This is a genomic window from Micromonospora sp. ABR4_055, assembly GCF_056160425.1.
In genome coordinates this window covers 1-26,779 of sequence record NZ_JBSWXD010000092.1, presented here as the reverse complement: position 1 = coordinate 26,779, position 26,779 = coordinate 1, and the positions used below count along the sequence as shown (strand labels likewise).

At 72.5% G+C, this 26,779-nt stretch carries 22 protein-coding genes; 7 read left to right on the top strand and 15 right to left on the bottom strand.

Features of this window, described 5'->3' with window-relative positions; all coding sequences use genetic code 11:
- The 4 genes from ACXAHD_RS20455 to ACXAHD_RS20440 all read right to left on the bottom strand — a co-directional run.
- Window positions 1-552: adenylosuccinate synthetase (locus tag ACXAHD_RS20455; protein WP_475052536.1), on the bottom strand; the 552-nt coding region annotated here is incomplete at its 3' end.
- 17 nt (window positions 553-569) lie between these two features.
- Window positions 570-1,538 carry a hypothetical protein gene (locus ACXAHD_RS20450; RefSeq protein ID WP_475052531.1) on the bottom strand — a complete coding sequence of 323 codons (969 nt, stop codon included), beginning with the start codon at window positions 1,536-1,538 and terminating at the stop codon, window positions 570-572.
- Window positions 1,539-1,566: 28 nt separating this feature from the next.
- Window positions 1,567-2,577: a serine/threonine protein kinase gene (locus ACXAHD_RS20445; protein WP_475052529.1), complete on the bottom strand. Its 1,011-nt coding sequence runs from the start codon at window positions 2,575-2,577 to the stop codon at window positions 1,567-1,569.
- On the bottom strand, window positions 2,574-3,392 hold the full coding sequence (locus ACXAHD_RS20440; RefSeq protein WP_281555042.1) for an NUDIX hydrolase: 819 nt from the start codon (window positions 3,390-3,392) through the stop codon (window positions 2,574-2,576). Before ACXAHD_RS20440 ends, ACXAHD_RS20445 begins: the two co-directional genes overlap by 4 nt.
- A 219-nt stretch (window positions 3,393-3,611) precedes the next feature.
- Here ACXAHD_RS20440 and ACXAHD_RS20435 point away from each other — a divergent pair, with 219 nt between their 5' ends.
- The 5 genes from ACXAHD_RS20435 to ACXAHD_RS20415 all read left to right on the top strand — a co-directional run bounded on the left by ACXAHD_RS20435 (window position 3,612) and on the right by ACXAHD_RS20415 (window position 11,826).
- Window positions 3,612-5,354: an ABC transporter transmembrane domain-containing protein gene (locus ACXAHD_RS20435; RefSeq protein ID WP_475052526.1), complete on the top strand. Its 1,743-nt coding sequence runs from the start codon at window positions 3,612-3,614 to the stop codon at window positions 5,352-5,354.
- On the top strand, window positions 5,351-7,150 hold the full coding sequence (locus ACXAHD_RS20430; RefSeq protein ID WP_289212900.1) for an ABC transporter ATP-binding protein: 1,800 nt from the start codon (window positions 5,351-5,353) through the stop codon (window positions 7,148-7,150). Before ACXAHD_RS20435 ends, ACXAHD_RS20430 begins: the two co-directional genes overlap by 4 nt.
- A 46-nt stretch (window positions 7,151-7,196) precedes the next feature.
- The gene (locus ACXAHD_RS20425) at window positions 7,197-8,588 is read left to right on the top strand and encodes a cellulase family glycosylhydrolase (protein WP_281555039.1); all 1,392 of its coding nucleotides are present in this window, start codon (window positions 7,197-7,199) and stop codon (window positions 8,586-8,588) included.
- 287 nt (window positions 8,589-8,875) lie between these two features.
- Window positions 8,876-10,837: an AMP-binding protein gene (locus ACXAHD_RS20420; RefSeq protein ID WP_475052522.1), complete on the top strand. Its 1,962-nt coding sequence runs from the start codon at window positions 8,876-8,878 to the stop codon at window positions 10,835-10,837.
- A 122-nt stretch (window positions 10,838-10,959) separates the two neighbouring features.
- Entirely contained in the window at window positions 10,960-11,826 is an 867-nt protein-coding gene (locus ACXAHD_RS20415; RefSeq protein ID WP_475052534.1) for a metallophosphoesterase family protein, read from the top strand.
- Here ACXAHD_RS20415 and meaB read toward each other — a convergent pair whose 3' ends face one another.
- The 7 genes from meaB to ACXAHD_RS20380 form a co-directional block, all read right to left on the bottom strand.
- Entirely contained in the window at window positions 11,827-12,873 is a 1,047-nt protein-coding gene (gene meaB / locus ACXAHD_RS20410; protein WP_281555037.1) for a methylmalonyl Co-A mutase-associated GTPase MeaB, read from the bottom strand.
- Window positions 12,870-15,074, bottom strand: coding sequence for a methylmalonyl-CoA mutase (scpA, locus tag ACXAHD_RS20405; RefSeq protein ID WP_475052518.1), 2,205 nt, complete (start codon window positions 15,072-15,074; stop codon window positions 12,870-12,872). The genes meaB and scpA overlap by 4 nt, the downstream gene beginning before the upstream one ends.
- A complete protein-coding gene (locus tag ACXAHD_RS20400; RefSeq protein WP_281555035.1) occupies window positions 15,071-16,963 on the bottom strand; it encodes a methylmalonyl-CoA mutase subunit beta in 1,893 nt (630 codons plus the stop codon). Before ACXAHD_RS20400 ends, scpA begins: the two co-directional genes overlap by 4 nt.
- A gap of 97 nt (window positions 16,964-17,060) precedes the next feature.
- Entirely contained in the window at window positions 17,061-17,942 is an 882-nt protein-coding gene (locus tag ACXAHD_RS20395) for an oxygenase MpaB family protein (protein ID WP_289212896.1), read from the bottom strand.
- 11 nt (window positions 17,943-17,953) lie between these two features.
- A complete protein-coding gene (locus ACXAHD_RS20390; protein WP_475052515.1) occupies window positions 17,954-19,183 on the bottom strand; it encodes an MAB_1171c family putative transporter in 1,230 nt (409 codons plus the stop codon).
- Between the two features lie 6 nt (window positions 19,184-19,189).
- Entirely contained in the window at window positions 19,190-19,744 is a 555-nt protein-coding gene (locus ACXAHD_RS20385) for a M48 family metalloprotease (RefSeq protein WP_281555032.1), read from the bottom strand.
- A 47-nt stretch (window positions 19,745-19,791) separates the two neighbouring features.
- Window positions 19,792-20,259 carry a helix-turn-helix domain-containing protein gene (locus ACXAHD_RS20380; RefSeq protein ID WP_281555031.1) on the bottom strand — a complete coding sequence of 156 codons (468 nt, stop codon included), beginning with the start codon at window positions 20,257-20,259 and terminating at the stop codon, window positions 19,792-19,794.
- Between the two features lie 382 nt (window positions 20,260-20,641).
- Between ACXAHD_RS20380 and ACXAHD_RS20375 the strand changes: the two genes are divergently transcribed.
- Complete coding sequence (locus ACXAHD_RS20375) at window positions 20,642-20,950, top strand: hypothetical protein (RefSeq protein WP_475052512.1); 309 nt, start codon at window positions 20,642-20,644, stop codon at window positions 20,948-20,950.
- A 325-nt stretch (window positions 20,951-21,275) separates the two neighbouring features.
- Here the strand turns inward: ACXAHD_RS20375 and ACXAHD_RS20370 are convergent, their stop codons facing one another.
- Both ACXAHD_RS20370 and ACXAHD_RS20365 read right to left on the bottom strand, forming a co-directional pair.
- On the bottom strand, window positions 21,276-22,922 hold the full coding sequence (locus ACXAHD_RS20370) for a SulP family inorganic anion transporter (RefSeq protein ID WP_281555029.1): 1,647 nt from the start codon (window positions 22,920-22,922) through the stop codon (window positions 21,276-21,278).
- Window positions 22,919-23,272, bottom strand: a complete 354-nt coding sequence (locus tag ACXAHD_RS20365) for an ArsR/SmtB family transcription factor (RefSeq protein WP_281555028.1) — start codon at window positions 23,270-23,272, stop codon at window positions 22,919-22,921. The genes ACXAHD_RS20370 and ACXAHD_RS20365 overlap by 4 nt, the downstream gene beginning before the upstream one ends.
- Before the next feature lie 221 nt (window positions 23,273-23,493).
- On the opposite strand from ACXAHD_RS20365, the gene ACXAHD_RS20360 reads away from it, so the two are divergent.
- Complete coding sequence (locus ACXAHD_RS20360) at window positions 23,494-24,069, top strand: snapalysin family zinc-dependent metalloprotease (RefSeq protein ID WP_281555027.1); 576 nt, start codon at window positions 23,494-23,496, stop codon at window positions 24,067-24,069.
- Here the strand turns inward: ACXAHD_RS20360 and ACXAHD_RS20355 are convergent.
- Both ACXAHD_RS20355 and ACXAHD_RS20350 read right to left on the bottom strand, forming a co-directional pair.
- Window positions 24,006-25,829 (bottom strand): metallophosphoesterase family protein, encoded by a 1,824-nt coding sequence (locus ACXAHD_RS20355; protein WP_475052509.1) that lies wholly within the window; start codon window positions 25,827-25,829, stop codon window positions 24,006-24,008. The genes ACXAHD_RS20360 and ACXAHD_RS20355 overlap by 64 nt on opposite strands.
- Window positions 25,830-25,935: 106 nt before the next feature.
- Complete coding sequence (locus ACXAHD_RS20350; protein WP_281555025.1) at window positions 25,936-26,682, bottom strand: SDR family NAD(P)-dependent oxidoreductase; 747 nt, start codon at window positions 26,680-26,682, stop codon at window positions 25,936-25,938.
- Between the last annotated feature and the right edge of the window lie 97 nt (window positions 26,683-26,779).

The following is a 26,779-nucleotide window of genomic DNA, read 5'->3' as shown; positions in this document are numbered from 1 at the left end:
CCACGGTGGGGGGGGGAGCTGGCAAGGGGGGGGGGCCAGTTGGTGGCGGGGTGTTTTTTTGGGGGGGGGTTCGCCGATGGGGGGGGGGGGGGGGGGGGGGGGGGGGGGGGACGACATCCCCCCCCCCACCCCCATCCCGCAGGAGCCGTGCCGGTCGGCCCCACGGGCGATCTCCCGGGCCTGGTTCGCGGCCCGGTGGTACGGGGTGGCCAGCAGCGCCTCCCGGTCGACGGTCACCCGGTCCAGTGCGTCGGGCAGCCCGACCCCGGCCAGGTGCGTCGCCTCGCCGGCCAACGCCAGCGGGTCGACGACCACGAACCGGGACAGGTGCGTCGGTACGCCGTGGAAGGTGCCGGCGCCGAACTGGGCGAAGGTGTGGGCCCGGCCGTCGGGCAGGACGACGTTGTGTGCGGCCTGCCCGCCCCCGTTGAACCGGATGACCGCGTCGACCGGCCGGCTCGCGCACAGCCAGTCGACGACGGTGCCCTTGCCGGCGTCGCCGTAGCCGAGGTCGACCACGGCGACGTGCCGGCCGGTCGGGTCCCCGGTCATGCTGCTGGTCACCGGGTTCACAGCCGGGTCACCCGGTCGGCGTGGCCCGAGGCGGCCGGCAGGGTGCCGCGTACCGCGGGGGTGCGGCTGCTGCCGATGCGGGCGAGCGCCCGCGACACGGTGGTGGCGGCGTCGCCGGCACCGACGTCGCGCAGGTCGGCCAGGGCGGTGTCGAGGTCGCAGGCCTCTTCGCCGAGTGCCACGGTGGTGGCGATGGTCTCGCAGACCGCGTCGAGGTCGTCGAGTTCGACGGCGTTCTGCCCGATCAGGTCCCGCCAGAAGTCGAGGATGCGGCGGTTGCCGGCGTAGTGGCTGCCGGCCGGCATCAGGTAGTAGGTGTCCCACCGGCGACGGACCTCGTCGACGACGGCGCGTAGCGGGACGTCTTCGTTCAGGTCGTCCCCGATGAACTTCCGAACCTCGCGGGCCTTGACCTTGGGGTACGCCATCTCGTCGCCGATGACGAACAGGTAGCCGCGCTTGCCGCGCCGCTCGTGGCAGTCGATCGACGTGTGCCGGGCCATGAAGTACATGGCGAGCTCGTACGACTCCATCATCTGCCCGCCGCCACCGCCTTCGAGCACGATGTTGCCCAGGTGGTCGTCCATCCGGTTGTCCGACTCGAACTGGCCGATCTGCAGCGGCACCCGGTCGCAGGTCGCGTCGCCGATCGCACCGAACAGGATCTGCGGGTCGGTGACGTAGCCCTTGCGCAGCAGCAGGCCGAGCAGCTGCGGCAGCTTCTGCTGCAGCGTCCGGGGCACGCCGCCCATCGATCCGGTGACGTCGAACAGGACGGCGACGGCCAGCGACTGCGGGTGTTCGGCCGAGTCGCGGCTTTCCCGGGCGGTGACGCCGCGCGGGTCGAGGGTCGGGTGGACGGTGCGGGCGCCGCCGTCGCTGTAGGCGAACGCGCTGGCGCCGGTGGCCTTGCGGTAGGCGCTCGCGGCGCGGTACACGTCGGTCGACCAGGCTCCACTGCCCATGTCCGGCCTCCTTCGAAGCGGGTGATTCTTAACGGTGATTGCGGTCGGGGATGGTGAACGGCCGGAACCGGCGGCGGCCCCAGAGCCGTTCGAGCAGGTCGTCGAATTCGGCGAGCAGCCGCCACGCGTCGTCGGGCCGCTGCCGCAGCGATGCCAGTTGGCAGCTGTCGGTGAACCGGCGCATCGGTTCCGGTGCCTGACCGCCGGTCAGCCAGTCGAGGCAGCGGGCGGCCATCGCGAGGTCGGTGCCGGGCCCGGGACTGCGGCGTCGGCGGATCTCGTCGGGGTACCAGTCGGCGTACGCCGGGACCAGCGCCGGCACCGGCGTGGCGTCGATGCTGGCGTAGCACCAGTCGACCAGCACCACGCCGTGCTGGTCGGGCTCGATGAGGACGTGGTCGGGCAGCACCGCGCCGTGGACCAGCCCGGCGCGGTGGGCGAAGCCGAGCGCGACCAGCAGCCGCCGCCACATCCAGGCCGCGTCCCGGGCGTCAACCCCGTCCGGGTACGCCCGGCGTACCTCGGCGAGGCTGCGTAGCCCGGCGGCGGTGCCCAGCACGGTGACCTGCCGGACGGCGCCGGTGCCGGTGTCGCGGTGCCGGAACTCGTCCGCCACCCGGGGCACGTACGGCAGGTAGCGGGGGTCGCCCTGCTCGGCGAGCCGGGTCAGCGCGGTCGCCTCCCGGGCGATCAGATCGTTGTTGGCCGGATCCCGGGGCACCTTCACCAGTTGGTCGTCGCCGTGCCGGTACAGGTCGGCGAGGTCGCCGGTGTAGCGGGCGGTCCGGTCCACGACGTACCGGTGCCGGCCGGTGTCGATGGTGACGGTGTCCCGGCCGTCGGCGAGGTGCTCCCGCCACAGCTCGGTCAGCTGCATGAACGCGGCGGTGGCGCGCGGGTCGGGTGTGGCCGCCCCGGCGGTGTCCGGGTGCAGCAGCCGGGCCAGCTGGTGGTAGCGCCCGGTCGTCTGGTCGGTGCCGAACACCTCGGCCGGGTGGTGCGCGGTCAGGACGAGTTCGATCGCCTCGGTCACGGTCACCTGACCTCATCCTCCCGGGCGGGTCGCAGCAGCGCCGGGTGCAGCAGCCGGGCGTCGCCGGCCCGGTAGATGCGCGACCGGGGTCCGCCGCGTGGGCCGCCGCGTTCGGTGGTGGCGCCGACGCTCTCCAGGAAGCCGGGTACGGAGAGCACCTTGCGGTGGAAGTTGCCGGCGTGCAGTTCGACACCCCAGACGGTCTGGTAGACGCTGCGCAGCTCGCTGACGGTGAACTCGTCGCCGACGAACCGGGTGGCCAGTGGGGTGTACTCGAGCTTGGCGCGGGCCCGGTCCAGGCCGTCGACGACGATCCGGGCGTGGTCGAAGGCGAGTCGCCGGCTGGTGCCGGGCAGTTGCCGCACCGGCCGGTCCGGGTCGGCCCGTTCGGGTAGGCCGAGCGCGTCCACCGGCACCCAGGCCGCTGCGGCGGCGTCGCTGCCGGCCGCCGGGTCGGGCAGCTCGGGCGCGAAGGCGAGGTACGCCACGGAGACCACCCGCATCCGCGGGTCCCGCTCGGGTGCGCCGTAGCTGGCCAGCTGCTCCAGATGCACCCGGTCCATCGCGGCGGCCCGGCCGGGCCGGGTGTCCAGCCCGGTCTCCTCGGCCAGCTCCCGGGCGGCGGCGGTGGGCAGGTCCTCGTCGGGCTGGACGAAGCCGCCGGGTAGCGCCCAGGCCCCTTCGTGTGGCGGCGCGCCCCGCCGCACGAGCAGCACGTGCAGCTGTGCGTCGCGGATGGTCAGCGCCACCACGTCGACGGTCACGGCGACCGGCGGGAACGCCCGGGGGTCGTAGCTGGCGAGGAACTCGGCCTCCGACATCGCGGTCCTTCTCGTTACTAGAAAGTCTCTGATTAAGAACAACTCAATCTGAGAATAACCTATCTCATGGTGGACCGGATGTCACCCCAACGTGGCGACTGTCATGTCCGGTGCCGGTGATCGACGATGGAGCCCGGTCGCGGCTTAGGTTAGCCTCGGCTCACCGGTAGCCGGTCGGTGAGCCGGACCGTCACCGACCCCGCCGGAGAGAGACCTGCCGTGCCCGTACCCCGACCCGCCCCGCTGACCACGGCCCGGCTGCTGCGGCGCACCCTGCGCCGGCACCGCGGCCGGCTCACCGCCGGTGTCGTACTGCTCAGCCTGCACCAGGCGGCCGAAGCGGCGGTACCGCTGGCCATCGGACTGATCGTCGAGCAGGCCGTCGCGACCGGCGACTGGACAGCGCTCGCGGTCTCGGTGGCCGGACTGGCCGCTCTGTTCACCGTCCTTACCTTCGCCTGGCGGTTCGGTGCCCGGCTGACCGAGACCGCGATCCACCGGGAGACCCACCGGCTCCGGGTGGAGGTCGCCGGGCGCGCACTCGACCCACGCGGGCACCGCACCGGGCTTCGCTCCGGCGAGCTGCTCGCCATCGCCGCCGCCGACGCCGAACGGACCGCGTTGATCATCCGGGCCGCCACGGTCGCCGTCGCCGCCGTGGCGGCGCTGGCGGTCTCGTCCGTGGTCCTGCTCACCATCGACGTGCCGCTCGGCCTTGGTGTCCTGCTCGGCGTGCCGGCGCTGGTGCTGGCCCTGCAGGCGCTCGCCCCAGTGGTCATCCGGCGTACCGGCGCGCAGCAGGCCGCCGCCGGGGCGACCACCGCGCTCGCCACCGACCTGGTCAACGGGCTGGGTGCGCTGCGCGGATTCGGCGCGCCGCGCAACACGGCCCGGCGCTACCGCGAGTCGAGCCGGCACACCCTCCAGGTGACCCTGCGGGCGACCACCATGGCCGGCGTCTACCAGGGGATCACCGCCGGTGCCAGCGGGCTGCTCCTGGCCGGCGTCGCGGGCGCGGCCGGCGCGATGGCGGTCCGGGGCCGGATCGGCGTCGGTGAGTTCATCACCGTGGTTGGTCTGGCTCAGTTCATCGCCGAGCCGGTCCGTGTACTCGGCTTCTGTGGCCAGCTCGCCGCCGCCGCGCGGGCCTCGGCCGAACGGGTCGCCCGGGTGCTCGCCGCGCCACCCGCCGTGCTGCCCGGCCAGCGTCCGGTGGCCCGGCCGCAGCCGGTGCGCCTGGCACTGACCAGGGTCAGCCACCGCTCACTGCGCGACGTCGACCTGCGGCTGGCGGCGGGAGAGCTGCTCGCAGTGGTGGCGTACGAGCCGCGCGACGCCCAAGCGCTGCTCGACCTGCTGCGCGGCGCCGTCGCCGCCGACGACCATCGGGGGACGGTGGCGGTGGACGGCGTACCGGTCGCCGAACTGACCCTCGACGGCCTGCGCGAACGGGTCCTGGTCGAACCGCACGACACGGCGCTGTTCGCCGGCACGCTGCGCAGCAACCTGCTGATCCGACCCGGTCAGACCGCGGATCCGTTGCCGGCGGCGGTCGGTGCCGCCTGCGCGGACGACATCGTCGCGGCGCATCCCGCCGGACTCGACCATCCGGTCACCGACCGGGGCGCCAGCCTCTCCGGTGGCCAGCGACAGCGGATCGGGCTGGCCCGGGCGCTGGCCGCGGACCCGCCGATCCTGGTGCTGCACGATCCGACGACGGCGGTCGACGCGACAACCGAGGAACGACTGGCGGCCGGTCTGCGGGCGGCCCGCCACAGCCGTACGGTGAACCCGGCAGTCGAGCCCGGAGCACCGGCCACCCTGGTGGTGACCAGCAGCCCGGCGTTGCTCAGCAGGGCCGACCGGGTCTGCGTCCTGGCCGCAGGTCGGGTGGTGGGCGTCGCACCGCACCACGATCTCGTCCGGACTGACCCGACCTACCGCGCGGCGGTGCTGCGATGACCGGTCCTGCCCGCGACCGGCTGCCGACCGCCACCGGCGCGCGGACCTGGCTGGTGCTCGGCGGGCAGCTGCGCCGCGCCGGTGTGCTGAGTGGATCCGCGCTGGTGACCGTCCTGGCGGCCAGCGCCAGTGGGCTGGTCGCACCCTGGGCGCTCGGTGTCATGGTCGACGACATCCGAGCCGGCGTCGGCACCGGCGAGGTGGTCCGTTCGGTGGTGCTGATCGTGCTCGCGGCCACCGTCGGCGCCGTACTGACCGGCATCGGTGCCGCGCTGGTCGCCCGGACCGGCGAGACCGTGCTCGCCCGGCTGCGCGAACGGGTGCTCGACCGCGCTCTGCACCTGCCCGGTCAGACGCTGGACCGCACCGGCACCGGCGACCTGCTGGCCCGGGTCGGTGACGACGTGTCGGTGGTGACCCGGGTGATCACCGACACCGCGCCGGTACTGGTGTCCGCGCTGCTGACCGTCGGGCTCACCGTCGCCGGACTGTTCGCGCTGGACTGGCGACTCGGCCTGGCCGGGCTGACCGCGGTGCCGATGTACCTGCTGGCGCTGCGCTGGTATCTGCCCCGCTCGGGACCGTACTACGCCCGGGAACGGGTCGTCACCGGGGAACGGTCCCAGGCGATGATCGGCGCGTTGCGCGGCGCGGCGACGGTCCGCGCGTACCGGCTGGAGGCGGCGCATCTCGCCGAGATCGAGCAGCGTTCGGCGGCGTCGCGCGACCTGTCGGTGTCCGTGCTGCGGATGTTCACCCGGTTCGGCTCCCGGCTCAACCGGGCCGAGTGTGTCGGCCTGACCTCGGTCCTGGTGGTCGGCTTCCTGCTGGTGCGGGCGGACCTGGTGACGGTCGGGGCTACCACGGCCGCTGCGCTGTACTTTCACCGGCTGTTCAATCCCCTCGGCGCACTGGTCGCCGAGTTCGACCAGGTCCAGCAGGCCGGGGCCAGCCTGGCGCGACTGGTGGGGGTGGCCGACCTGCCCCCGACGCCGGCCGCGACCGGGCCGGTCGTGCCAGCCGACACCGGGATCGAGATCGACGACGTCAGCCACCGGTACGAGGACGGCCCGCTGGTGCTGCGCGACGTGACCCTGCGTGTCGAGCCGGGGCAACGGGTGGCGCTGGTCGGGGCCAGCGGCGCGGGCAAGAGCACCCTGGCCGGCGTGGTCGCCGGCCTGCTCCGGCCGATCGCGGGCACGGTCCGGCTCGGCGGGGTGCCGGTCGCCGGGCCGGACCGTGCCGGTCACCCGGGGCTCGCCGGCAGGATCGCGCTGGTCAGCCAGGACGTGCACGTGTTCGCCGGCCCACTGGCCGAGGATCTGCGGCTGGCCCGCGCAGACGCCACCACCGACGAGATCACCGATGCGCTGGCCACGGTCGGCGCGCTCGGCTGGGTCCGGGCATTGCCGGACGGCATCGACAGCGTAGTCGGTGAGGGCGGTCACCAGCCGACCGCCGCCCAGGCGCAGCAGCTCGCCCTGGCCCGGCTGGTGCTGGCCGATCCGGACGTGGCGATCCTCGACGAGGCGACGGCTGAGGCGGGCAGCGCCGGGGCGCGGGACCTGGAACGGGCCGCGTTCGCCGCGACCGCCGGCCGGACGACTCTGATCGTCGCGCACCGGCTCACCCAGGCCCGGCGGGCCGATCGGATCGTGGTGCTCGACGCCGGCCGGGTCGTGGCCTCGGGTACGCACGACGAGTTGATCGCCGCCGACGGCGACTACCGGCGGCTGTGGGACAGCTGGACCGGCGGTCCAACCTCGACGGTTGACCTTACTGAAGATCCCGTTTAACGTCGCACGTCGATATGTTGTGCCCGCTGACCTGAGGGAGGGCGTCGTGCGTCGTTGGAGATTTGTCGTCGCAGTCGGAGGACTAGCGGCGGCCGTCGTCGGGGCGGTGGCCCTGCTCGCGCCGTCGGCCAGCGCCGCCACTGCGGCCTTCGTGAAGGTCAACGACTGGGGCAGTGGCTACGAGGGCCGGTTCACCGTCACCAACGACACGGCCGGCACCATCACCTCCTGGCAGGTGGGCTTCGACCTGCCGGCCGGCAGCCGGATCAGTTCGTCGTGGAACGCGCGGTCGACCACTGTCGGTAACCGGTACACATTCGACAACGCCAGTTGGAACGGCACCATCGCGGCCGGCGGCAGCACGACGTTCGGGTTCATCGTCGTCGGCAGCGGCACACCCGGCAACTGTACGGTCAACGGGGCCGACTGCGCCGGCGGACCGGCTCCGACCACCCCGCCGCCGACGACGGCTCCACCGACGACCCCACCGCCGACCGGCACCACGCCGGTCGCGATCAACGGCCAGTTGCGGGTCTGCGGGGTCAACCTGTGCAACCAGCACGGCCACCCGATCCAGTTGCGCGGCATGAGCACGCACGGACTGCAGTGGTACGCCCAGTGTCTTGACGATGCCTCGCTGGACACGCTCGCCACCGACTGGCGGGCCGACGTCCTGCGGATCTCGATGTACATCCAGGAGGGCGGCTACGAGACCGATCCGCGCGGCTTCACCGACCGGGTGCACGGACTGATCGACGAGGCGACCGCCCGCGGCATGTACGCCATTGTCGACTGGCACATGCTGACCCCGGGTGACCCCAACTACAACCTGGACCGGGCGAAGACCTTCTTCGCCGAGATTGCCCAGCGGCACGCCGGCAAGCCGAACGTCCTCTACGAGATCGCCAATGAGCCGAACGGAGTCGGCTGGGCCGGGATCAAGAGCTATGCCGAGCAGGTCATTCCGGTGATCAGGGCGGCCGACCCGGACGGCGTCGTGTTGGTCGGCACCCGGGCCTGGTCGTCGCTGGGCGTGTCGGAAGGCGGCAGTGAGGCCGAGGTCATCGCGAATCCGGTGGCCGCGACCAACATCATGTACACCTTCCACTTCTACGCCGGGTCGCACCACGACGCGTACCGCTCGGCGCTGTCCCGGGCGGCGGACCAGCTGCCGATGTTCGTCACCGAGTTCGGCATCCAGACCTACACCGGCGACGGAGCCAACGATCTGGTCAACGCTCAGTTGTGGATCGACCTGCTGGAATCGCGCAAAATCAGCTGGGTGAACTGGAACTACTCCGACGACTTCCGCTCCGGGGCGGTCTTCCGTGCCGGTGTGTGCGGCAGTGGCTCCTACGCCGGTACCGCCCCGCTCAAGGAAGCGGGCGTCTGGATTCGGGAACGGATTCGCAGTGCGGACGACTTTCCGACCCGCTGAAAGCCGGCATTAGCCACCGAGCGGGAGTATTCGCGTTCGGCCGGTGGCGCCGTGTCGGCCGAACTGGAAGGTCGTCACGGCGCCCCACCGCCTTTCCGGCATGTGCCGGATAGGAACTATGTGGCGTAGGGGAGTGGGAGTACGTGTTGTCGGAAATAGTCGTCACGCAAAGTTAGATGTTTTCACCTCCGCCTGTTTGGCATAACCTCTCTGGGTGATGGTCCGATCGCAGTGAGTTTGTGGTCGTGTCGATCGGCGGCGCGCCGTCGCCAGGGGAGGACAGCGGAATGGCATCCGAACGTGTCCAGGCCAGCGACGGGACGGCGGCATCCACCCGGGTGGCCCCGACTGTGGCGACCTACCGCACGTCCTGTGCCGGCGGCCGGACGTCGATCGACGAAGCCCAGGCGGCCGTTTTCGGTGCGCTCGCCGCGCTGGAGACCGCAGCCCGGTTGGACCGGCCGGTGCCGATCCGGTCGACCACGGCGACGCTCGGCCTCGACCTGGTCGATCCCCCTGAGCAACTGCGCCATCTGGCCGGACCGGCGGTCCGCTCCTGGCTGTCCCGGCGGCTGCGCCCGGTGGACCTGCTGCCGGAGCGGCGGGACGCCCTGCTGGTGCGGGCGACCACCGGGGTGGCGGCCCCGCCCGGCCCACCCACCGCCCGCATCGACTGGCGGGTCACCGCGAACCACCTGACCATCCACGCCAGCTGCCCCGGCGGGGACCCGTGGCGGCACTGCCTGCCGGCGGTCGCCGAGCTGTACGCGGAGGTGCTGCGCGAACTGGTCGACGAACCCGGCCAGGCCAGCTGGCGCACCGCCGGCATCAGCGGTGCCTCGCGTGACCTGCTCCTCGACCGGTACGCCGGTCGTCGGGTGGACCGTGGGCCGTTCCGTCCGCTGTCCCTGCTGGTCGAGCAGGCGGTGGACCGGCATCCGGGGCGGGTCGCGGTCAGCGGCCCGGGGGGCCGCCTGACCTACCGTGAACTGGACGACGCCGCCAACGGACTGGCCGCGTCCCTGGCCGAGGTCGGTGTACGGGCCGGCGATCCGGTGCCGGTACTGCTCGCCGCCGGCCCGGCGCTGTCGGTGGCCAGTCTTGCGTTGCTCAAGATCAGGGCCGTCCACGTCACCGTCGACCCGCACTGGTCCCCGGCCAGGCTACGGGCCGTGCTGGCCTCGGTGCCCGGTGCGCCCGTGCTTGCCGCCGCGCCGCCCGGGGACCCGGCGCTGTCCGGCGCACGCGTGATCGACGTACGGCCGGGTCAGGTCCCGCCGTCGCCCCGGCGCCCGGAACCGACCGGGACGCCTGACGACCCGGCGCACGCCCTGGTCACCGCCGCCGGGGACGGGGTGCCGCGCTGCACCGTCAGTCGGCATGTGGCACTGACGGACCGGGTGCACTTCATGACCCGCTTCTTCGCCGCGACCGGCGGCGAGGTCGTGCTGCCGGGCGGCCCCGGGCCGGGTCCGGCCGTCGGCAACCTTATCTGGCCGTTGACGACCGGTGGACGGCTGGTGCTGCCGCCCCCCGCCGCTGGTCGGCCGGATCTGTCCACCGTGGTCGCCGTCGTCGCGGCCGAGCAGGTGACGATGATCGAAACAGAGCCGGACACGCTCGACGCGATGGTGGCGGCGATTGAGCGGGACGCTGCGGTCGCCGGGCGTCTTGCCAGCCTGCGGCATGTCGTGGTGCCGGGTCCGGGACTGCGGCCGGCAAGCGCCCGCCGGCTGCGACGCCTGCTACCGCAGGTCGAGGTCAGCACCGGGTACGGTCCGGTCGGGACGGCCGCCGTCGCCTACCACCGGGTGGGCGAGACAGACGGTGACGTCATCCCCGTCGGTCAGCCGGTCGACAACTGCCACCTGCTCGTCGCCGACCATCGGCTGCGGCTGCTGCCGCCCGGCGCCACCGGCGCGATTCTGATCGGTGGGGCCGGCGTCGGCCCCGGCCGGCACGGCACGCCATGGCGCGCCGCTGCCGGGTACGTCGCCAATCCGTTCACGGAGATCCCGGGTGAGCTGCTTTACCACAGCGGGGACCTGGGCCGCTTCGACGAGGACGGCCGGCTACACCTGGTCGGCCGGAGTGACCGCCGGACCAGCAGCGACGAGTCAGCCGAGCGATCCGGGGTGACCCGGGCCGCCGGGCCGGAGCCTGAGGGCCGGCGGCGTGGCGAGAACCGGGAGGTGGTCGCGGCCAGCGCGGGCGTCGCCGGTCGTGGTGGGGGCCTCGGACCGGGGTGACCCCCGCCGACGTCGATCGGCGGGCGGGCTACCGCTCGGCGGCCGCGTACCGGATGATCGATACCGGCGGTGGACCGGAGACGGAACGCGGACGGGAGGCGGCCACGGTGACGGTACGGCAGATCGGCGGCGACGGGGAGGCCACGGGGACGGCACCGACGCTGTGGGCGATCAGCGACCTGCACATCGCGTACCCGGAGAACCGCCAGATCGTCGCCGACCTGGCGGCGCCGGCGCCGCAGGACTGGCTGATCGTCGCCGGCGACGTCGCCGAGACGATCGCCGACGTGCGGTGGGCACTGGCCACGCTGCGCGAGCGGTTCGCCGAGGTGATCTGGTCACCGGGCAACCACGAACTGTGGACCACCGCGCACGACCCGGTACAGCTGCGCGGCGTGGAGCGCTACGCGCACCTGGTCGACCTCTGCCGGTCGCTCGACGTGCGAACCCCGGAGGACCCGTACCTGATCTGGTCCGGTGCCGGCGGACCGGCGGCGGTGGCGCCGCTGTTCACCCTGTACGACTACAGCTTCCTGCCACCGGGCACCGGCACCAAGGCGGAAGGGCTCGCGTACGCACACCGCACCGGCATCGTCTGCACCGACGAGGCGATGCTGCACCCGGACCCGTTCCCGACCCGGGAGCAGTGGTGCTGGCAACGGCTGGCGGAGACCGAACGGCGCCTCGCCGAGGTGGGACCGCAGCTGCCTACCGTCCTGGTCAATCACTACCCGCTGGTGCGCACGCCAATGGACGTGCTGCACTACCCGGAGTTCGCCATGTGGTGCGGCACCGACCGGACCGCCGACTGGCACCTGCGGTACCGGGCGGCGGTGATGGTCTACGGCCACCTGCACATCCCGCGCACCACCGTCTACGACGGCGTGCGCTTCGAGGAGGTGTCGGTGGGCTACCCCCGGGAGTGGCGTCGCCGCCTGGCGGTGCCCGGCCAGCTGCGCCGGATCCTGCCCGGCCCGCAGCCGGGCTGATCAGCGTCCGGTCACCCCCCGACCGCTCGACCGGTCGCCCCCGCCGTCGACGGGCCCGGTGAACGCCGCCAGCAGCTGGGCCGCGGCCTGCGCGGGAGTGATTTCCCCGGCGAGCACCCGCTTCTCGGTCTGCGGGGTCAGCGCGACCACCGCCGGATGCCCGCGCAGCTGGTCCAGCAACCCGTCGCGCACCATCGCCCAGACCCAGCGCAGCTGCTGCTGCCGGCGGTGCCGGTCCAGCTCCCCGCTGGCCCGCCGCCGGTCCTGGTGGGCGGTCACCTGCTGCCACACCTCGGCCAACCCGGTCCCGTCCCGGCCGCTGGCGGTGAGCACCGGGACGGCCCAGTCGTCGTGCCCGCCGCGCAGCATCCGTAACGCCCCGGCCAGCTCACGTGCGGCGGACCGGGCCTCCGTCGCATGCGCGCCGTCGGCCTTGTTCACCACCACGACGTCGGCGAGCTCCAGCACACCCTTCTTGATGCCCTGCAGCTGGTCACCGGTGCGGGCCAGGGTAAGCAGCAGAAACGTGTCGACCATCTCGGCAACGGTCGTCTCGGACTGTCCGACCCCGACGGTCTCCACCAGCACCACGTCGTAGCCGGCTGCCTCCACCACCACCATCGCCTCCCGGGTGGCGCGGGCCACCCCGCCGAGCGTGCCGGCGGTCGGCGACGGGCGGACGAACGCGGCCGGGTCAACGGCCAGCCGGGCCATCCGGGTCTTGTCGCCGAGGATGCTGCCGCCACTTCGGGCCGACGACGGGTCGACCGCCAGCACCGCGACCCGGTGCCCGTCGCCGGTCAGCCGGGACCCGAGCGCGTCGATGAAGGTGGACTTGCCGACCCCGGGTACGCCGGTCACCCCGACCCGCCGGGCCTGCCCGGCGTACGGGGCCAGCGCCACCAGCACCTGCTGGGCGTGTGCCCGGTGGTCCGGCCGGGTCGACTCGACCAGGGTGATCGCCCGGGCCAGCCACGCCGGTGCCGCCGCACGCACTCCGGCGACGTAGTCGGCCACCGGCGCCGGCGCGCGTCGTCCGCCGGTCATCCGGCCTCGGCGGTGTCGTGCCCCAGCCGACGGGACAGTTCGGCGAGCAGGTCCACCGCGGCGTCGGCCAGCACCGTGCCGGGCGGGAAGATCGCCGCCGCACCGGCGGCGTGCAGCGCCTCGAAGTCCTGCGGCGGCACCACCCCGCCGACGATCACCATGATGTCGTCCCCGCCGAGGGCGGCCAGTTCGTCGCGCAGCGCCGGCACCAGGGTCAGATGCCCGGCGGCGAGGGAGTTGACGCCGACCAGGTGCACGTCGGCCTCGACGGCCTGTCGGGCGACCTCGGCCGGGGTCTGGAACAGCGGACCCACGTCGACGTCGAAGCCGAGATCGGCGAATGCGGTGGCGACCACCTTCTGTCCCCGGTCGTGCCCGTCCTGGCCCATCTTCGCCACCAGGATCCGGGGCCGGCGTCCCTCGGCGACGGCGAACGCGTCGGTTGCGGCCCGGGCCCGGTCGATCCCGGCCACCGCGCCCGCCTCCTGTCGGTACACCCCGCTGATGGTACGGATCTGCGCCGCGTGCCGGCCGTACACCCGCTCCAGCGCGGCGGAGATCTCCCCGACGGTGGCCCCGGCCCGCGCGGCGTCGACCGCCAACCCGAGCAGGTTGTCGGACAGTGGTTCACCGCCGGAGTCGGGCCCGGCGTCGGCGGCACGGGTCAGCGCGGCCAGCGCCGCGTCGCACGCCGCCCCGTCCCGCTCGGCGCGCAGCCGCCGCAGCTTCTCCAGCTGCGCGGCCCGTACCGCCGTGTTGTCGACCTTGAGCACCTCGATCGGCTCGTCGGCGTCCGGCCGGAACCGGTTCACCCCGATCACCGGTTGCCGGCCGGAGTCGATCCGGGCCTGGGTACGGGCGGCGGCCTCCTCGATCCGCAGCTTGGGCAGCCCTTCGTCGATCGCCCGTGCCATCCCACCGGCGGCCTCCACCTCCTGGATGTGCTGCCAGGCCCGCCCGGCGAGGTCGTGGGTGAGCCGTTCCAGGTAGTAGCTGCCACCCCACGGATCGATCACCCGGTTGGTGCCGGACTCCTGGGCCAGCAGCAACTGGGTGTTGCGGGCGATCCGGGCGGAGAAGTCGGTCGGCAGCGCCAGGGCCTCGTCCAGGGCGTTGGTGTGCAGCGACTGGGTGTGCCCCTGGGTGGCCGCCATCGCCTCCACACAGGTGCGGACCACGTTGGTGAACACGTCCTGCGCGGTCAGTGACCAACCGGAGGTCTGGCAGTGGGTGCGCAGACTCAACGACTTCGGGTTGGTGGCGCCGGCGTCGCGGACCAGCCGGGCCCACAGCAGCCGGGCGGCCCGCAACTTGGCGACCTCCATGAAGAAGTTCATCCCGATCGCCCAGAAGAACGACAACCGGGGCGCGAAGGTGTCCACCGCCAACCCGGCGGCCTGCCCGGCCCGCAGGTATTCGACGCCGTCGGCGAGGGTGTACGCCAGCTCCAGGTCGGCGGTCGCCCCGGCCTCCTGGATGTGGTAGCCGGAGATGGAGATCGAGTTGAACCGGGGCATCCGTGCCGAGGTGTAGGCGAAGATGTCGGAGATGATCCGCATCGACGGCCCCGGCGGGTAGATGTAGGTGTTGCGGACCATGAACTCCTTGAGGATGTCGTTCTGAATGGTCCCGGTGAGCTTCTCCGGCGGTACGCCCTGCTCCTCGGCGGCGACGATGTACAGCGCCAGGACCGGCAGCACCGCACCGTTCATGGTCATCGACACGCTCATCCGGTCCAGGGGGATGCCGTCGAACAGCTGCCGCATGTCGTAGATGGAGTCCACCGCGACCCCGGCCATCCCCACGTCCCCGGCAACTCGAGGGTGGTCGGAGTCGTACCCCCGGTGGGTGGCCAGGTCGAAGGCGATGGACAGGCCCTTCTGTCCGGCGGCCAGGTTGCGCCGGTAGAAGGCGTTGGACTCCTCAGCGGTGGAGAACCCGGCGTACTGGCGAATCGTCCACGGCTGAGTGGTGTACATCGTCGGGTACGGTCCGCGCAGGTACGGCGGGACGCCGGGCACCGTGTCGAGGAAGGTCAGGTCGGCGGTGTCCGCCGCGGTGTACAGCGGCGCGACCTCGATCCCCTCCGGCGTGTGCCAGCTCGGCCCGGGCGGCTGCGGGCCCGGTGCCGCGGCCGGCCCGCCGACGCTGCCCGCGGCGTCCGGTGGCAGCAGTGTGGCCTGCGTGAAGTCCGGGATCATCGGGGGACCTCCAGGTCGTCGAACGTGGCGTCGAGGACGGCCGTCGCGTCGCAGCCGGCGTACAGGTAGCCGTCTACCTGGGCATGGTCACCGGGCCGACCGGCCAGCCAGACCCGCCGGGCCCCGGCAGCGGCCAGCGCGGCGGCCAGCGGCGCCGCTGCCGCCGCGTAGCTGGCGTCGGTGCCGCAGATGCAGGCCACGGCGGACGGGTCGGCGGCGAACGCGGCGGCGATCGCCGCCGGATCGTCGGCCGGGTCGCCGCCCCGGGTGGTGGCGATCCCACCGGCGGCGAAGAGGTTGCCGGCGAACCCGGCACGGGCGCTGTGCGCCGCGAGCGGGCCCAGGGTGGCCAGGAAGACGCTCGGCCGGGAACCGGTGGCCGCCAGGTACGCGTCGGCCCGGTCCCGCCGGGCCTCGAACGCCCCGGCGTGGAACCGTCGCGGCAGGCCGCCGCCGGGCGGTACGGGCGCCGGGGTACGGGCGGGCAGTCGCTCGTCCAGGTTGGGGAACTCGCTGACCCCGGTGACCGGGTCCCGCCGGCGCGCCAGGTTGTCGGCCCGGCGCCGCCAGGTGTCGTCGATGCGGTCGGCGATCAGCCCGGCGGACAGCGCGGCGGCGGCCCCGCCGGCCCGCTCGATCTCGGTGAACCAGTCCCAGGCGGCCGCCGCCAGGTCCGCGGTGAGCTGTTCGATGTACCAGGACCCGCCGGCCGGGTCCAGCACCCGGCCGAGGTGCGCCTCGGCGAGCAGCACCGACTGGGTGTTGCGGGCGATCCGCCGGGCGAAGCCGTCCGGCAGCCCCAGTCGGGCGTCGAACGGCGCGACAGTGACCGCGTCCGCCCCGCCGGCCCCGGCCGCGAAGCAGGCGACGGTGGTGCGCAGCATGTTCACCCACGGATCCCGGGCGGTCATCATCGCGGCGGAGGTGACCGCGTGCTGCCGCTGCCGACCTGCCTCGGGCACCCCGCAGAGCTGCCCGACCCGGGCCCAGGCCTGCCGAGCGGCGCGCAGCTTGGCGATGGTGGCGAATTGGTCGGTGGTGGCGGCGAAGCGGAACTCCAGTTGCCCGAAGGCGGCCGGTAGGTCGAGCCCGGCGTCGGTGAGGGCCCGGAGATAGGCTAGCCCGGTGGCCAGGGCGCAGCCGATCTCCTGGGCGTCGCCACCGCCCGCGTCGTGGTACGCGGTGGCGTCCACAGTGACTGTACGCAGCATCGGCGACCGCTCGGCGTACCCGGCGAGGACGGCGAGTTGCGCGAGGTCGCCGGCCTGGCCGGTGCGGGCCTGCCAGCCGAGCGGGTCGGCGCCCAGGCAGCCGGCCAGGGCGTCGCGTTCGACGCTCCGGTCGTCGGCGAGCGCGAGCAACGCCTCGGCCGCGGCGACGCTGTCCGCGCCGGCGTCGAGCACCACCGGAGCGAGGCCGAGGTGGACCCCGTCGAGCGCCTCCGGCAGGTCGCTCGCGCGCAGGCCGCCCGCGCTCAGATCGATCCAGACCGAGGTGGCACCGTTGGCGAGGTCGGTCAGCACCGCCTCCCGGACCGCCTTCGGATCCGGGTCGACGTACCGCTGCCGGACGTCCCAGCCGGCAACCGTCGCGGCCGGGTCGGTGCCGCCCGCGCCGCCACCGTCGCGCCGGGCCTGGGCACCGCGTACGTACGGTGCCGTACCGGGCACCCCGACCCCCGGTGGGGCCGCCTGCCGGGTGTGCAGCGGGGCGATCCGGACGCCGTCGTAGGTGGTGGTGGCCAGCAGTTCGTCCACGGATTCGGCCGGGGTGTCCGGGCCGGCGGCGCCCGACTTGCGCAGGACGCCGAGCGCGAGCCGTCGCCAGTCGTCCGGCGTGGCCGGTGGGAATCCAGCGGCCGGGTCGAGGCTCTCGGATGGCACCGTCATGCACGGGATGTTAAGGGTGCGTCGCACTGATGGTCGGACCCGTACCCGGACTGTGACCACATCCACCGAACGTGATCGACTTAGCGTGTCTGCTCGACTACGACGATCCCTGGGTGTGATGGCCGGGTTGCGTCGTGACCGGGCCGAGCCGGGATATGTCGTATCCGTCCGGATACGTAGGTGTGTGGATTCCGTCGGCGAACAGCGGGGTCTGCCGAGGTCGGCCGGCCCAGCGCAGCATCGCGGCGCGTAGCCGCAGCCCGACGTGCAGGCCCGCGCGCACCGCCGGGCTCGGCGTGGCTACCCCGGTCGCGGCCCGCAGCCGTTCGTCGTACATGGCGGCGACCAGCGCGTCACCGACCGGCGCGAGCGGTCGCGGAATCTTGCCGCGCAGCAGCGCCCGGGTGGCCCGCTCGATCGAGGCGGCGTCGTCGTTGTAGCGCAGATGCGTCCGGTCGCGGTCGTCGAACCAGGTGGCGAACTCGCGGAAGGAGCCCGGAATGTCCCGGATGCCCATCCTTCGGCCTAGCTCCTGGTAGTAGTGGTAGGCGGCGGTCCGTTCATGGCAGCAGGGCCGCCGCCAGCCGTACCGCTCCAGCCAGCGGATCGGGACGACCACCAGACAGCCGAGGACGTAGCGGTAGTCGTCGTCGGCAATGTCGTAGTGGCGGTGGATCTGATTGGTCCGCCGGATCGCGTCGCGACCGCGCGGGGCGTCGAAACCGTGCAGCATCACTTCGTACATCAGCAATCCGGTGTCGTCGATCCGCTTGCGCGTGTGGTGCAGCAGCTCACCGGTGCGCACGTGCACGGCGGCGACCCGGGGCAGCGAGAAGGAGCGGTTGAACGCCAGGTTCAGGCCGAGTTTGCTGTCCCACGGGAACTCGTATCGCACCATCGTCTGATAGATCTCGAGGTAGTCGTGCTGCGGGTCGAGGATACGGATCCGCCGGAGGTCGGCGTAGCGGTGCGGCTGCACGAAGACCCCGTTCAGGATCGGTATGGCGGCGGCGCGGGCCGTAGCTCGGGCGACGACGCATCGGCGGCCAGCACCTGGCCGACCAGCGGAGAGCGGCTGAACCACTCGGCCACCCGACTCAACCAGGCGACCTCGCCAGAATAGCCGTTCGGCGGGTCGTGCGGCTCGGAGAAGTCCGGCTCCCGCACCGGCCCGCCGGTGGCGGCCTGCCGCGTCCCGGCGGCGATCATCGCCGCCTCGACCAGCGCCGCGCGGTCGGTGCCGGCCAGGCCGGCAGCCGCGGCCAGCCGGTCGGCCGTCGGCGCGATCCGACAGTCAATGTACGGGCGCAGTGCCAACCGGCCGTCCCGGATCTCGGTGATCCGGCGGTGCAGCGCGTAGTCGATGTCGCGTAGGGCCACCCGCCGGTGGTGGGCCCGGTCGTCGAGGACCAGGTGCGGTTGCGCCGCGCTGACCGCCCGCCACAGTGGCGCCAATCGGTGCCACGACCGGTGCCGCCGCAACCAGGCCCGCCCGGTGTCCACCATGGGACCCCAGGTCGGCAGGGTGAGCCCGATCAGCATGGCGAGCGCACCGACGGTCACCAGGACCGCCGCGATCTGCGGTTCGCCGGCCGGTTCCCGGCCGATCCGGTAGGCGATCAGGTAGCCGGCCTTGGTGGCGCAGTACAGTAGTGCGGCGGCCGCGCCGAAGGCGGTGATCCGCAGTCCACGACGGAGCCACCGACGTGGCGTGACCAGGGAGAAGCGCCAGCAGAGCCGGGCCAGGTCGGTGGCGTAGCAGACGAAGACGACCAGGTAGACGACCAGGTAGCCGGCGACCGCCGGATGAGCGGCGTCCTCGACCACCAACCGGACCGGTGCGGCACCGGTCAACGTGGACGCCCAGAGTGCGGTGAGCAGTCCGAACGCGGTCACCGAGGCGATCACCCGACGCCGGACCCGGCGGGCCGCGACCGTCGGCGGCAGGGCCAGGAACAGCAGCAGGATCTCGGAGTTGGCCGCGACCCCCATCACCCCGGCGTGCGCCAGCAGCTTGGCCAGGTTCGGCAGCCCGGTGATCCGGTCCACCGCCTCGGCGACCGGCCGGACGGCGACGGTCACACCGGCGGCGAACGAACAGAAGGCGTACACCATCGCCCTCAGCACCCGGTTGTCGCGGTCCCGCCGCAGGTCACGCAGTTTGTAGCCGAAGGCGAGCCAGCCGGCGGCCGCGCAGACCGCGTACAGTGGGGTGTCCATCGGCGCTCACCGGGGCGGTGGTTCGAGCCCGTGCCGCAGCCGGGCCGCCAACGCGGCGTCGGTGACCGGCCCGGCTTCGTCGTGGGCGGGAGCCGATCCGAGGTCGGTCTCGCGGGCGGCGGCCTCCAGCAGGATGGTCGCCATCATCTCGGCCTCCTGTTCCTCGCTCCGGCTGTACACCCCGGTCCGGGCGAGTACCCGGTGCACCAGGGTGGGGCGCAGTGCCGGCATCAGCAGTTGGCTGGCCTCCTGGTCGTCGAGGGCGAGGGCACGGTGGCCGAGTAGGATGTGGCCGATCTCGTGGGCGATGATGTGGTCCCGGTGCACCCGGCTGGTGCGTTCCTCGTAGGCGACGACATGACCGGCGTCGGTGAAGAAGGTCAGGCCGAACGGCGCACCGGCGGGCATTGGCACGCCGACCAGGGTGATCTGCTGGCCGAGCACCGCACCGACCCGCTGGCACAGTTGTGGCGCATCGAACGGCCGGGGCGTCCGCAGGCCCTGTTCCTCGAGCTGACGCAGCCGACTGCGGCAGGTCCGGCGCAGCGGGGATGACTTCATATCCGTGCTTCCCTCAGCTTGGTCCGTCCTTCGCCACTGCAGGACGATCACGGGTCCTGCCGTCCTTCGGCACCGGGGCCGCCCTCGGCGTGGCGGGTCTGAAGCGCCTGGACCACCCGGTCGAGGATCTCGCCGACCGCGTCGAGTTGCGCCTCGGGCAGCGTACTCAGCCGGGTCGCGACCGCGCGCACCTTGAGGTTGCGCATCGCCTGCAGCGCATGCAGGTCCCGTTCGATTTCGCCGGAGCGACGCCGGTCGAAGAAGTACGCCGGGTCCACGTCGAAGAAGTCGGCGAGCGCCTCCAGATGCTCCTTGGTCGGGTTGGTCCGTCGACCGGTGCGCAGCTGCCAGATGTACACGTCGGAGATGGAACCGCCCCGGTCGCGGATGGCGTCGGCCACCTCCCGTGAGGTGTACGGGTCGCGGCGGGCCGGCCGGACCGTCTCGAAAAGCAGGTTGAGCTTGTCGGCGAGGCTGGATCCCGATCCGCCAGGGGGGGTGGTGCCGCCCGTCACGGCTACCTCCGTCGGATGTGCAGCTAAGATCTGGTCCGGAACTACAGCTAAGATTAGCCACGTTAGCGTTGTCGGTTAATATCGGTTGACGACCGTACGCCGAGTCAGTATACGATCACGACTTGAGGTTGACCAACCCGTTGCAGTGGCCGACCTTGATGCCGCTGGTGCGGTGAGGGGCGCGGAACGGGGGCGCCCCTCACCCCACCAGCCAGCGGTCGCCCTGGACGTCCTGTCAGATCGCCCCGTCCACCGCGACCCTGGTGCTGCCCCGCTGGCCGGCCTCGCAGGGCATGTACCACCGGCCGCGGTCGGTGCCGAATGCCGGTGCCGCCGAGCGGCGGTAGTCGGGTACGCCGGGCAACGGGCGTACGACGACTCGGTGATGTTCTTCTGGCGGATCGCGCTGCCGTTGGCTTGCCCGGCGTTCGGCGCGGTGGCGATCTTCACCTTCCTGCACGGCTGGAACCTCTACCTGGAGCCGATCGTGTTCCTGTCCACCCCGGAGAAGCTCACCCTGCCGCAGGCGTTGACCCAGCTCGTCGACGCGTACGGCGGGCCGATGTGGAACGTGCAGCTGTCGGCGGCGTCGTTGACCGCGATCCCGGTGCTCATCGTGTTCGTCATCGTCACCGATGGAGAACCCGACCAGAAGCAGTTCGATTCCCAGCAGCGGTGCCACTACGGGTGAGCCTATGGAGTGCTGCACGCGCGGGCCGTCAGGCTGCTGGCTTTCACCAGTACGCCTCAAGACGGTCAGCGAGGTCTGCCCAAAGTCCCGGTCGCTGATCGCGGCTCGTCACGTGTCGTGAACGTGAGATCGACATAGGGGAATCATGCATGCGTGGGCGAGGAGATGCAAGTGCACCTGCACGTGCCACTGCACATGCACCACACTTTTGCGAGGTTGTGTACGGGTCTGAATAATATCCGGCCGGTCTCCGCGTGGAAGCCGCCTGATCACGCAGCGGACGCCCGGCGCCCACCTGCGCGGCCAGCTCGACTGTCATGCGGAGCTATCGGTCCGCCCCGATGATCTGCCGGGCGGCGGCGATCGCCTCCGGAGTGTCGGGAAAGACCCGGTTGAGTCCGCTCAGCCGGGGGAGCAGCCCGAACGCGGTGAGCGCCTTGTGGTGTCCGTCCCGGATCCCGGACAGATAGACGGTGATGCCCCGTCGCTCCAGCCGCTGCACCACGTCGCGCAGCACCAAGGCGCCGGAGGCATCGATGGTGGACACGCGAGACATCCGTAGGATCACCACCCGTACCTCGGCGACGTCGGACAGCTCCAGCAGGAACCGGTGGGCGGCGGCGAAGAACAACGGCCCGTCCAGCCGGTACGCCACGATGTGCTCGGCCAGCAGCGCCTGCTCCTCGGCGTGGTGGTCGCCGGTGTCCAGCGGCACCCGATCCAGCCGTACCGCCTGGGCGATCCTGCGCAGCGCCAGCCCGCCGGCCACGACCAGGCCCACCAGCACGGCGGTGACCAGGTCCAGCAGGACGGTGGTCGCTGCGGTGAGCGCCATCACCAGCCCGTCGGAACGCGAGGCTCGGGCCAGTGCGGCCAGCGCGCTCACCTCGACCATCCGGATGGCGGTGGCGATCAGCACCCCGGCCAGCGCGGCCAACGGGATTCGGCTGACCAGCGGAGCCGCCACGAACATGAGCAGCGCGAGGATCAGCGCGTGCGACAGCGCGGCCAGTCGGGAGGCGGCACCAGCCCGGACGTTGACCGCCGTCCGGGCGATCGCCGCGGTGGCCGGGACCCCGCCGAACAGCGGTGTCACCAGGTTGGCCACGCCCTGGCCGAACAGTTCCCGGTCGGGATCGTGCCGCTGCCCGACCGACATGCCGTCCGCCACTGTGGCCGACAGCAGGCTCTCCAACGCGGCCAGGGCGGCGACCGCGATCGCCGCGGTCGCCAGTGCCGGCACCGCCGCCAGGTCCAGGAACGCCAGCGACGGTGCCGGCAGGGTGGCCGGCAGTGCGCCGATGGTCGGCACCGGCAATCCGGACAGCATCGTCGTGACGGTCGCTGCGGCAACCGCGAGCAGCGAGAACGGCACAGTTGGCCGCCACCGCGCCCCGGTCAGCATCGCGGCGGCGACGGCGAGGGCGATCAGCAACGACGGCCACTGCGGCTGCCGGACGAACGCCGCCACCGCCTGCCCGACCAGCGGCAGCACCCGGTCGCCGTGGACGTCCACGCCGAGCGCCGTCGGGATCTGCTGCAGCAGGATCACCCCCGCGATGCCGGCGGTGAAGCCCTCGATCACCGGGGCCGGCATGTACCGGGCGACCTGACCCGCCCGGACCAGTGCCAGCAGGATCAGGATCACCCCGGCCAGCAGCCCGACGGTGAGCACACCGCCCGGACCGAACTGCGCCACGATCGGCACCAGCACCACCGTCATCGCCCCGGTGGGCCCGGAGACCTGCAGGTTCGACCCGCCGAAGACCGCCGCGAGGGCACCGGCGACCACAGCGGTGACCAGCCCGGCGGTGGCGCCCAACCCGGAGGCGACACCGAAGCCGAGGGCGAGCGGCAGGGCCACGACCGCCACGGTGAGCCCGGCGAGCAGGTCCCGGCCCGGTTGCCGGCGGACCGCCCGCCAGTCGGTGGCCTGCGGCAGCAGCCGGCGCCCCCCGGCGACGGCGTTCATCCGCGTCCTGACGGGGCATGGGCCGACGCGTCCCGCAGTTCGGCCAGCAACTCGGTCTGGTCGACCAGCATCTCGGTGAGGATCCGCCGGGCCGCCCGCATCAGGTCCGCGACGTCCGGCCCGGCCAGGGCGTAGGTCACGGCGGAGCCGTCCCGGCTGGAGACCACGATGCCGGCCCGGCGCAGCACCGCGAGCTGTTGGGACAGGTTGGACGTCTCGACGTCGATCTCGGCGAGCAGTTCGCGGACCTGGCGGGGGCGCTCGCCGAGCAGTTCGAGCACCCGGATCCGCACCGGGTGCCCGAGCATACGGAAGAACTCGGCCTTCTTCTGGTAGAGCGGCACTGGCATGTGTGCAATTGAAGACTTCTTCAAGTAGTCATTCGCCGCCGGGGGTCCGTGCTGTGCGAGTCGTCACGTCGAGTCCGGCCTGCCGGGTGCGCCGCGAGGCTCAACCAGCGGGATGCGCTATGAGCGAAATGGGATAGGTGTGTGTCGATTAAGCCGGTCTACGGTGAGCGATGTCAGTCGATGCCAGCCGGTATCGCGGCCCGTTTCCAAGGAGGCATGCCATGCCGAGACAACGCACCGTCCGGGCGATCCTCGCGACGGTCACCGTCATCCTGTCGCTGATCGGTGTCCAGGTCGTGGCCACCGCGCCGGCCTCGGCCGCAGTGACCACGATCTACTACGACGCGAGCCGCGCCGGCCAGTTCGCGACCAACTTCGCCCAGGCCGCGCAGATCTGGAACAGCAGCGTGGACAACGTCCGGCTGCAGCCGGGCAGCCCGGCGTCGGTCGTCATCTACGTCGACAGCGGCTGGCCCCGGGCGTACGTCACCCGGCTGGGCGCCGGCCGCATCTACATGGGTACCCAGGCAGTGGACCAGGGCTACGACCGGACCCGGATCGCCACCCACGAGTGGGGACACATCCTCGGGCTGCCGGACCGGCGTACCGGGCTCTGCTCCGACCTGATGTCCGGCAGCAGCGCGCCGGTGTCCTGCCGCAACGCCTACCCGAGCGCCGCCGAGGCGGCCCGGGTCGACCAACTGTTCGCCCGCGCCGCCGCGACAGTCACCGATCAGGCGCCGAGCGGGAACCGGTCCAGCACGACCGGTGCGACATCGGGGGTACGCATGTCGTAGCGGTAGCTGGTCACCTCGCCGGTGCCGGTGTCCAGGACGCTGAACACCGAGTAGTCGTTGCTCTGCACGAACGGCAACGGCGTACCGGCCGGGTCGGTCAGCGGCGCGACCGTCGGCACCTGCGGCTCCAACCCGCCCGGGTTGCCCTGGGCCAGGTAGTTGTCCGGGTTCCACGGCGCCGGCGGGACCGGCCGGGACCGGCCCGACAGCGGGTGGAACGCACCGTACGAGTTGCCCACGTTAGAGGTCTCCAGGTAGTGGGTGCCGGACTCGGCAGTGAACCGGTTCCACAGGTGTGAGTGGCCGTTGAGCACCAGGTTCACCCCGGCGGACTCCAGCAGCGGGGCGACGTCACGGGTCAGCACGTTGTCCGCCTGTGGGTAGTCGTACCGGACCAGGGTGTTGCCGTCGGTGTCGGTCTGCTCGGTGCGCACCGGGTCGGTGAACGGCGGGTTGACGTTGTCGCCCAGCCCGTGTGGGCCCTCGTGCAGCATCACCACCGTGTACTTCGCGTCCCGGAACTGCCGGCTGGCCACCTCACGCTGCAACCACCGGTACTGCCGGCTGCCGACGCCGATTTCCTCGAAGATGTGCGAACCCCAACCCTGGGCGAGCAGGTCGTCGGTGCTCGCCGGTGCCTCGGTGTACCGGGTCCGCTGCCAGTTCGCCGGGTCGGCGGCGATACCGGTGCCCCGCCAGATCCGGGTGGCGTACAGCGAGATCAACCGGACGTCGCCGACGGTCGTCGCGTACCAGCGCTCCCCGCCCGGCCCGCTGGTCGGCAGGGAGAAAATCTCCTCGTAGGTCTCGGTGTTGAACGAGTTCTCCAGGATCCAGCGTTCCTTGATCTTGCGGTTGTTCCGCGGGTTCACCTGCCTGGCGACCTTGCGGTATGCCGCCTCGGCCACCTCACGCGGCACCGGCGCGTTGAACGACTCGTTCAGCGTCGGCAGCCCACTGCGGCCCTGCACCTCGTGGTTGCCGATCGCCGGGAAGATCGGCGCGTGCTGCAGGATCTCACCGCCGGTCCAGGTGACCCCGCCGACCGTACGCGACGCCCGGCCCTGCAGCGCCGGGAAGAACGCTCCGCCGCGCTGGTCGTCGAACCACTCCGAGGCCCGGTCCGGGATGTTGACCAGGTCCCCGGCGAGGAACACCGCGTCGACCCGGCCGACCGTCTCGACCGCTTTCTGCAGGTTGGCCGGGGTGTTCGGCATCGACTGGTGGTCGCTGGTCAGCAGGATCTTCTGCGGCTGGCCGGGGGCGGCGGCGGGCGCCAGGGTGTAGGTGTCGGAAGCGACCATCGCACCACGCTCGATTGACACCACCCGGTACGGCGTCCGGCTGCCCACGCCGAGGCCGCGTACGGTCGCCTCGTGCCGCCAGATGTGCCGCCGGGTGATCTGCGTCGGCGGGTCCGGGATCTGCGAGGCGGCGTCCTCCGCCACCCGGGACAACTCGCCGGTCCGGGCCCGGAACACCCGTACGCCCCGGATCTTGCCGCCGGTGGCCGCGGCCCGTAGCTCGGCCCGGTTGAGCTCGTCGGCCCGGTCACCGACCACCACGACGTGGTGCCGACCGGCGAACTCTGTCAGCCAGACAACCCGGACGGAGTTCTTCGCCGGGGACTGCAGGAACGGTTCGGTGAGCAGGACCGGGTCGGCACCAGCGCCGGCGCTCGCCCCGGACGGCGCCGCCGCGCCCATCAGTAGGGTCAGGACCGCGACGATCGCGGTGAACTGCCAGATCGGTCTGGACACGATGCCTCCACGCTGCGGGGATCAGACGAGCCGCAGCATCCTCGGCACAGGTGAACAGCACCGTCGAGCGACGCTGACCAGCGGATGAACGCCTGTACCCGGCGGGTCAGCGGTGTACCAGCCCGCCACCGACCTCGATCACCTGGCCGGTGACCGCACCGGAGTCGGGGCTGGCGAGGAAGCGGGCGGTGGAGACCATGTCGTCGGGGTCGAGCCGGCGCTGCACCGCCTGCCGGTGCAGGATCGCGGCGTCGACCGCGGCCTCGTCGACCGGGGCGTTCCCGGCGAGTTCTCGTTCGCCCTCGGTTCGGATCGCGCCCGGCGAGATCGCGTTGACCGTCGTGCCGTCGGGTCCGAACGCGCGGGCCAGCGAACGGGTGAGACCGACCAGTGCTGCCTTGCTCGACACGTACGACGGCCCGGACGGGCCGCCCAGGCGGACCGTGGCCGAGGTGACGTTGATGATCCGGCCGCCGCCACGGGCCCGCATCCCCGCCGCCAAGGCCTGGCTGAGCAGCATCGGGGCGGTGACGTTGACCGCGAACGTCGCCTCCCATTCGGCCAGCGGCAACTCGTCGATCCAGACGTTGGACGCCCGCGCCGCGTTGTTGACCAGTACGTCGACCGGCCCAGCCGCCTCGGCCAAGGCCAGCACCTCGGCGGGGACCGACAGGTCCGCCTCGACGATCCGGGCGTGCGCGCCGGCCGCCCGGCACCGTGCGGCGACGGTCTCTGCCTCGTCGGCGGCGGCCAGGTGGTGCAGCACCAGGGCTGTCCCGGGTGTGGCGAGACCGGTCGCGAGGGCCGCGCCGATGCCGCGTCGCGCCCCGGTGACCAGGATCGTCCGACTCATGCACTGATCCTGCGGCCGGTCCGCGGCCGCGTCAACGTCGACCGGCGGTCAGCCGGCGGCCGGGCCGGCTGAGACCGCCGCGCGGGCGGCCGCCGCG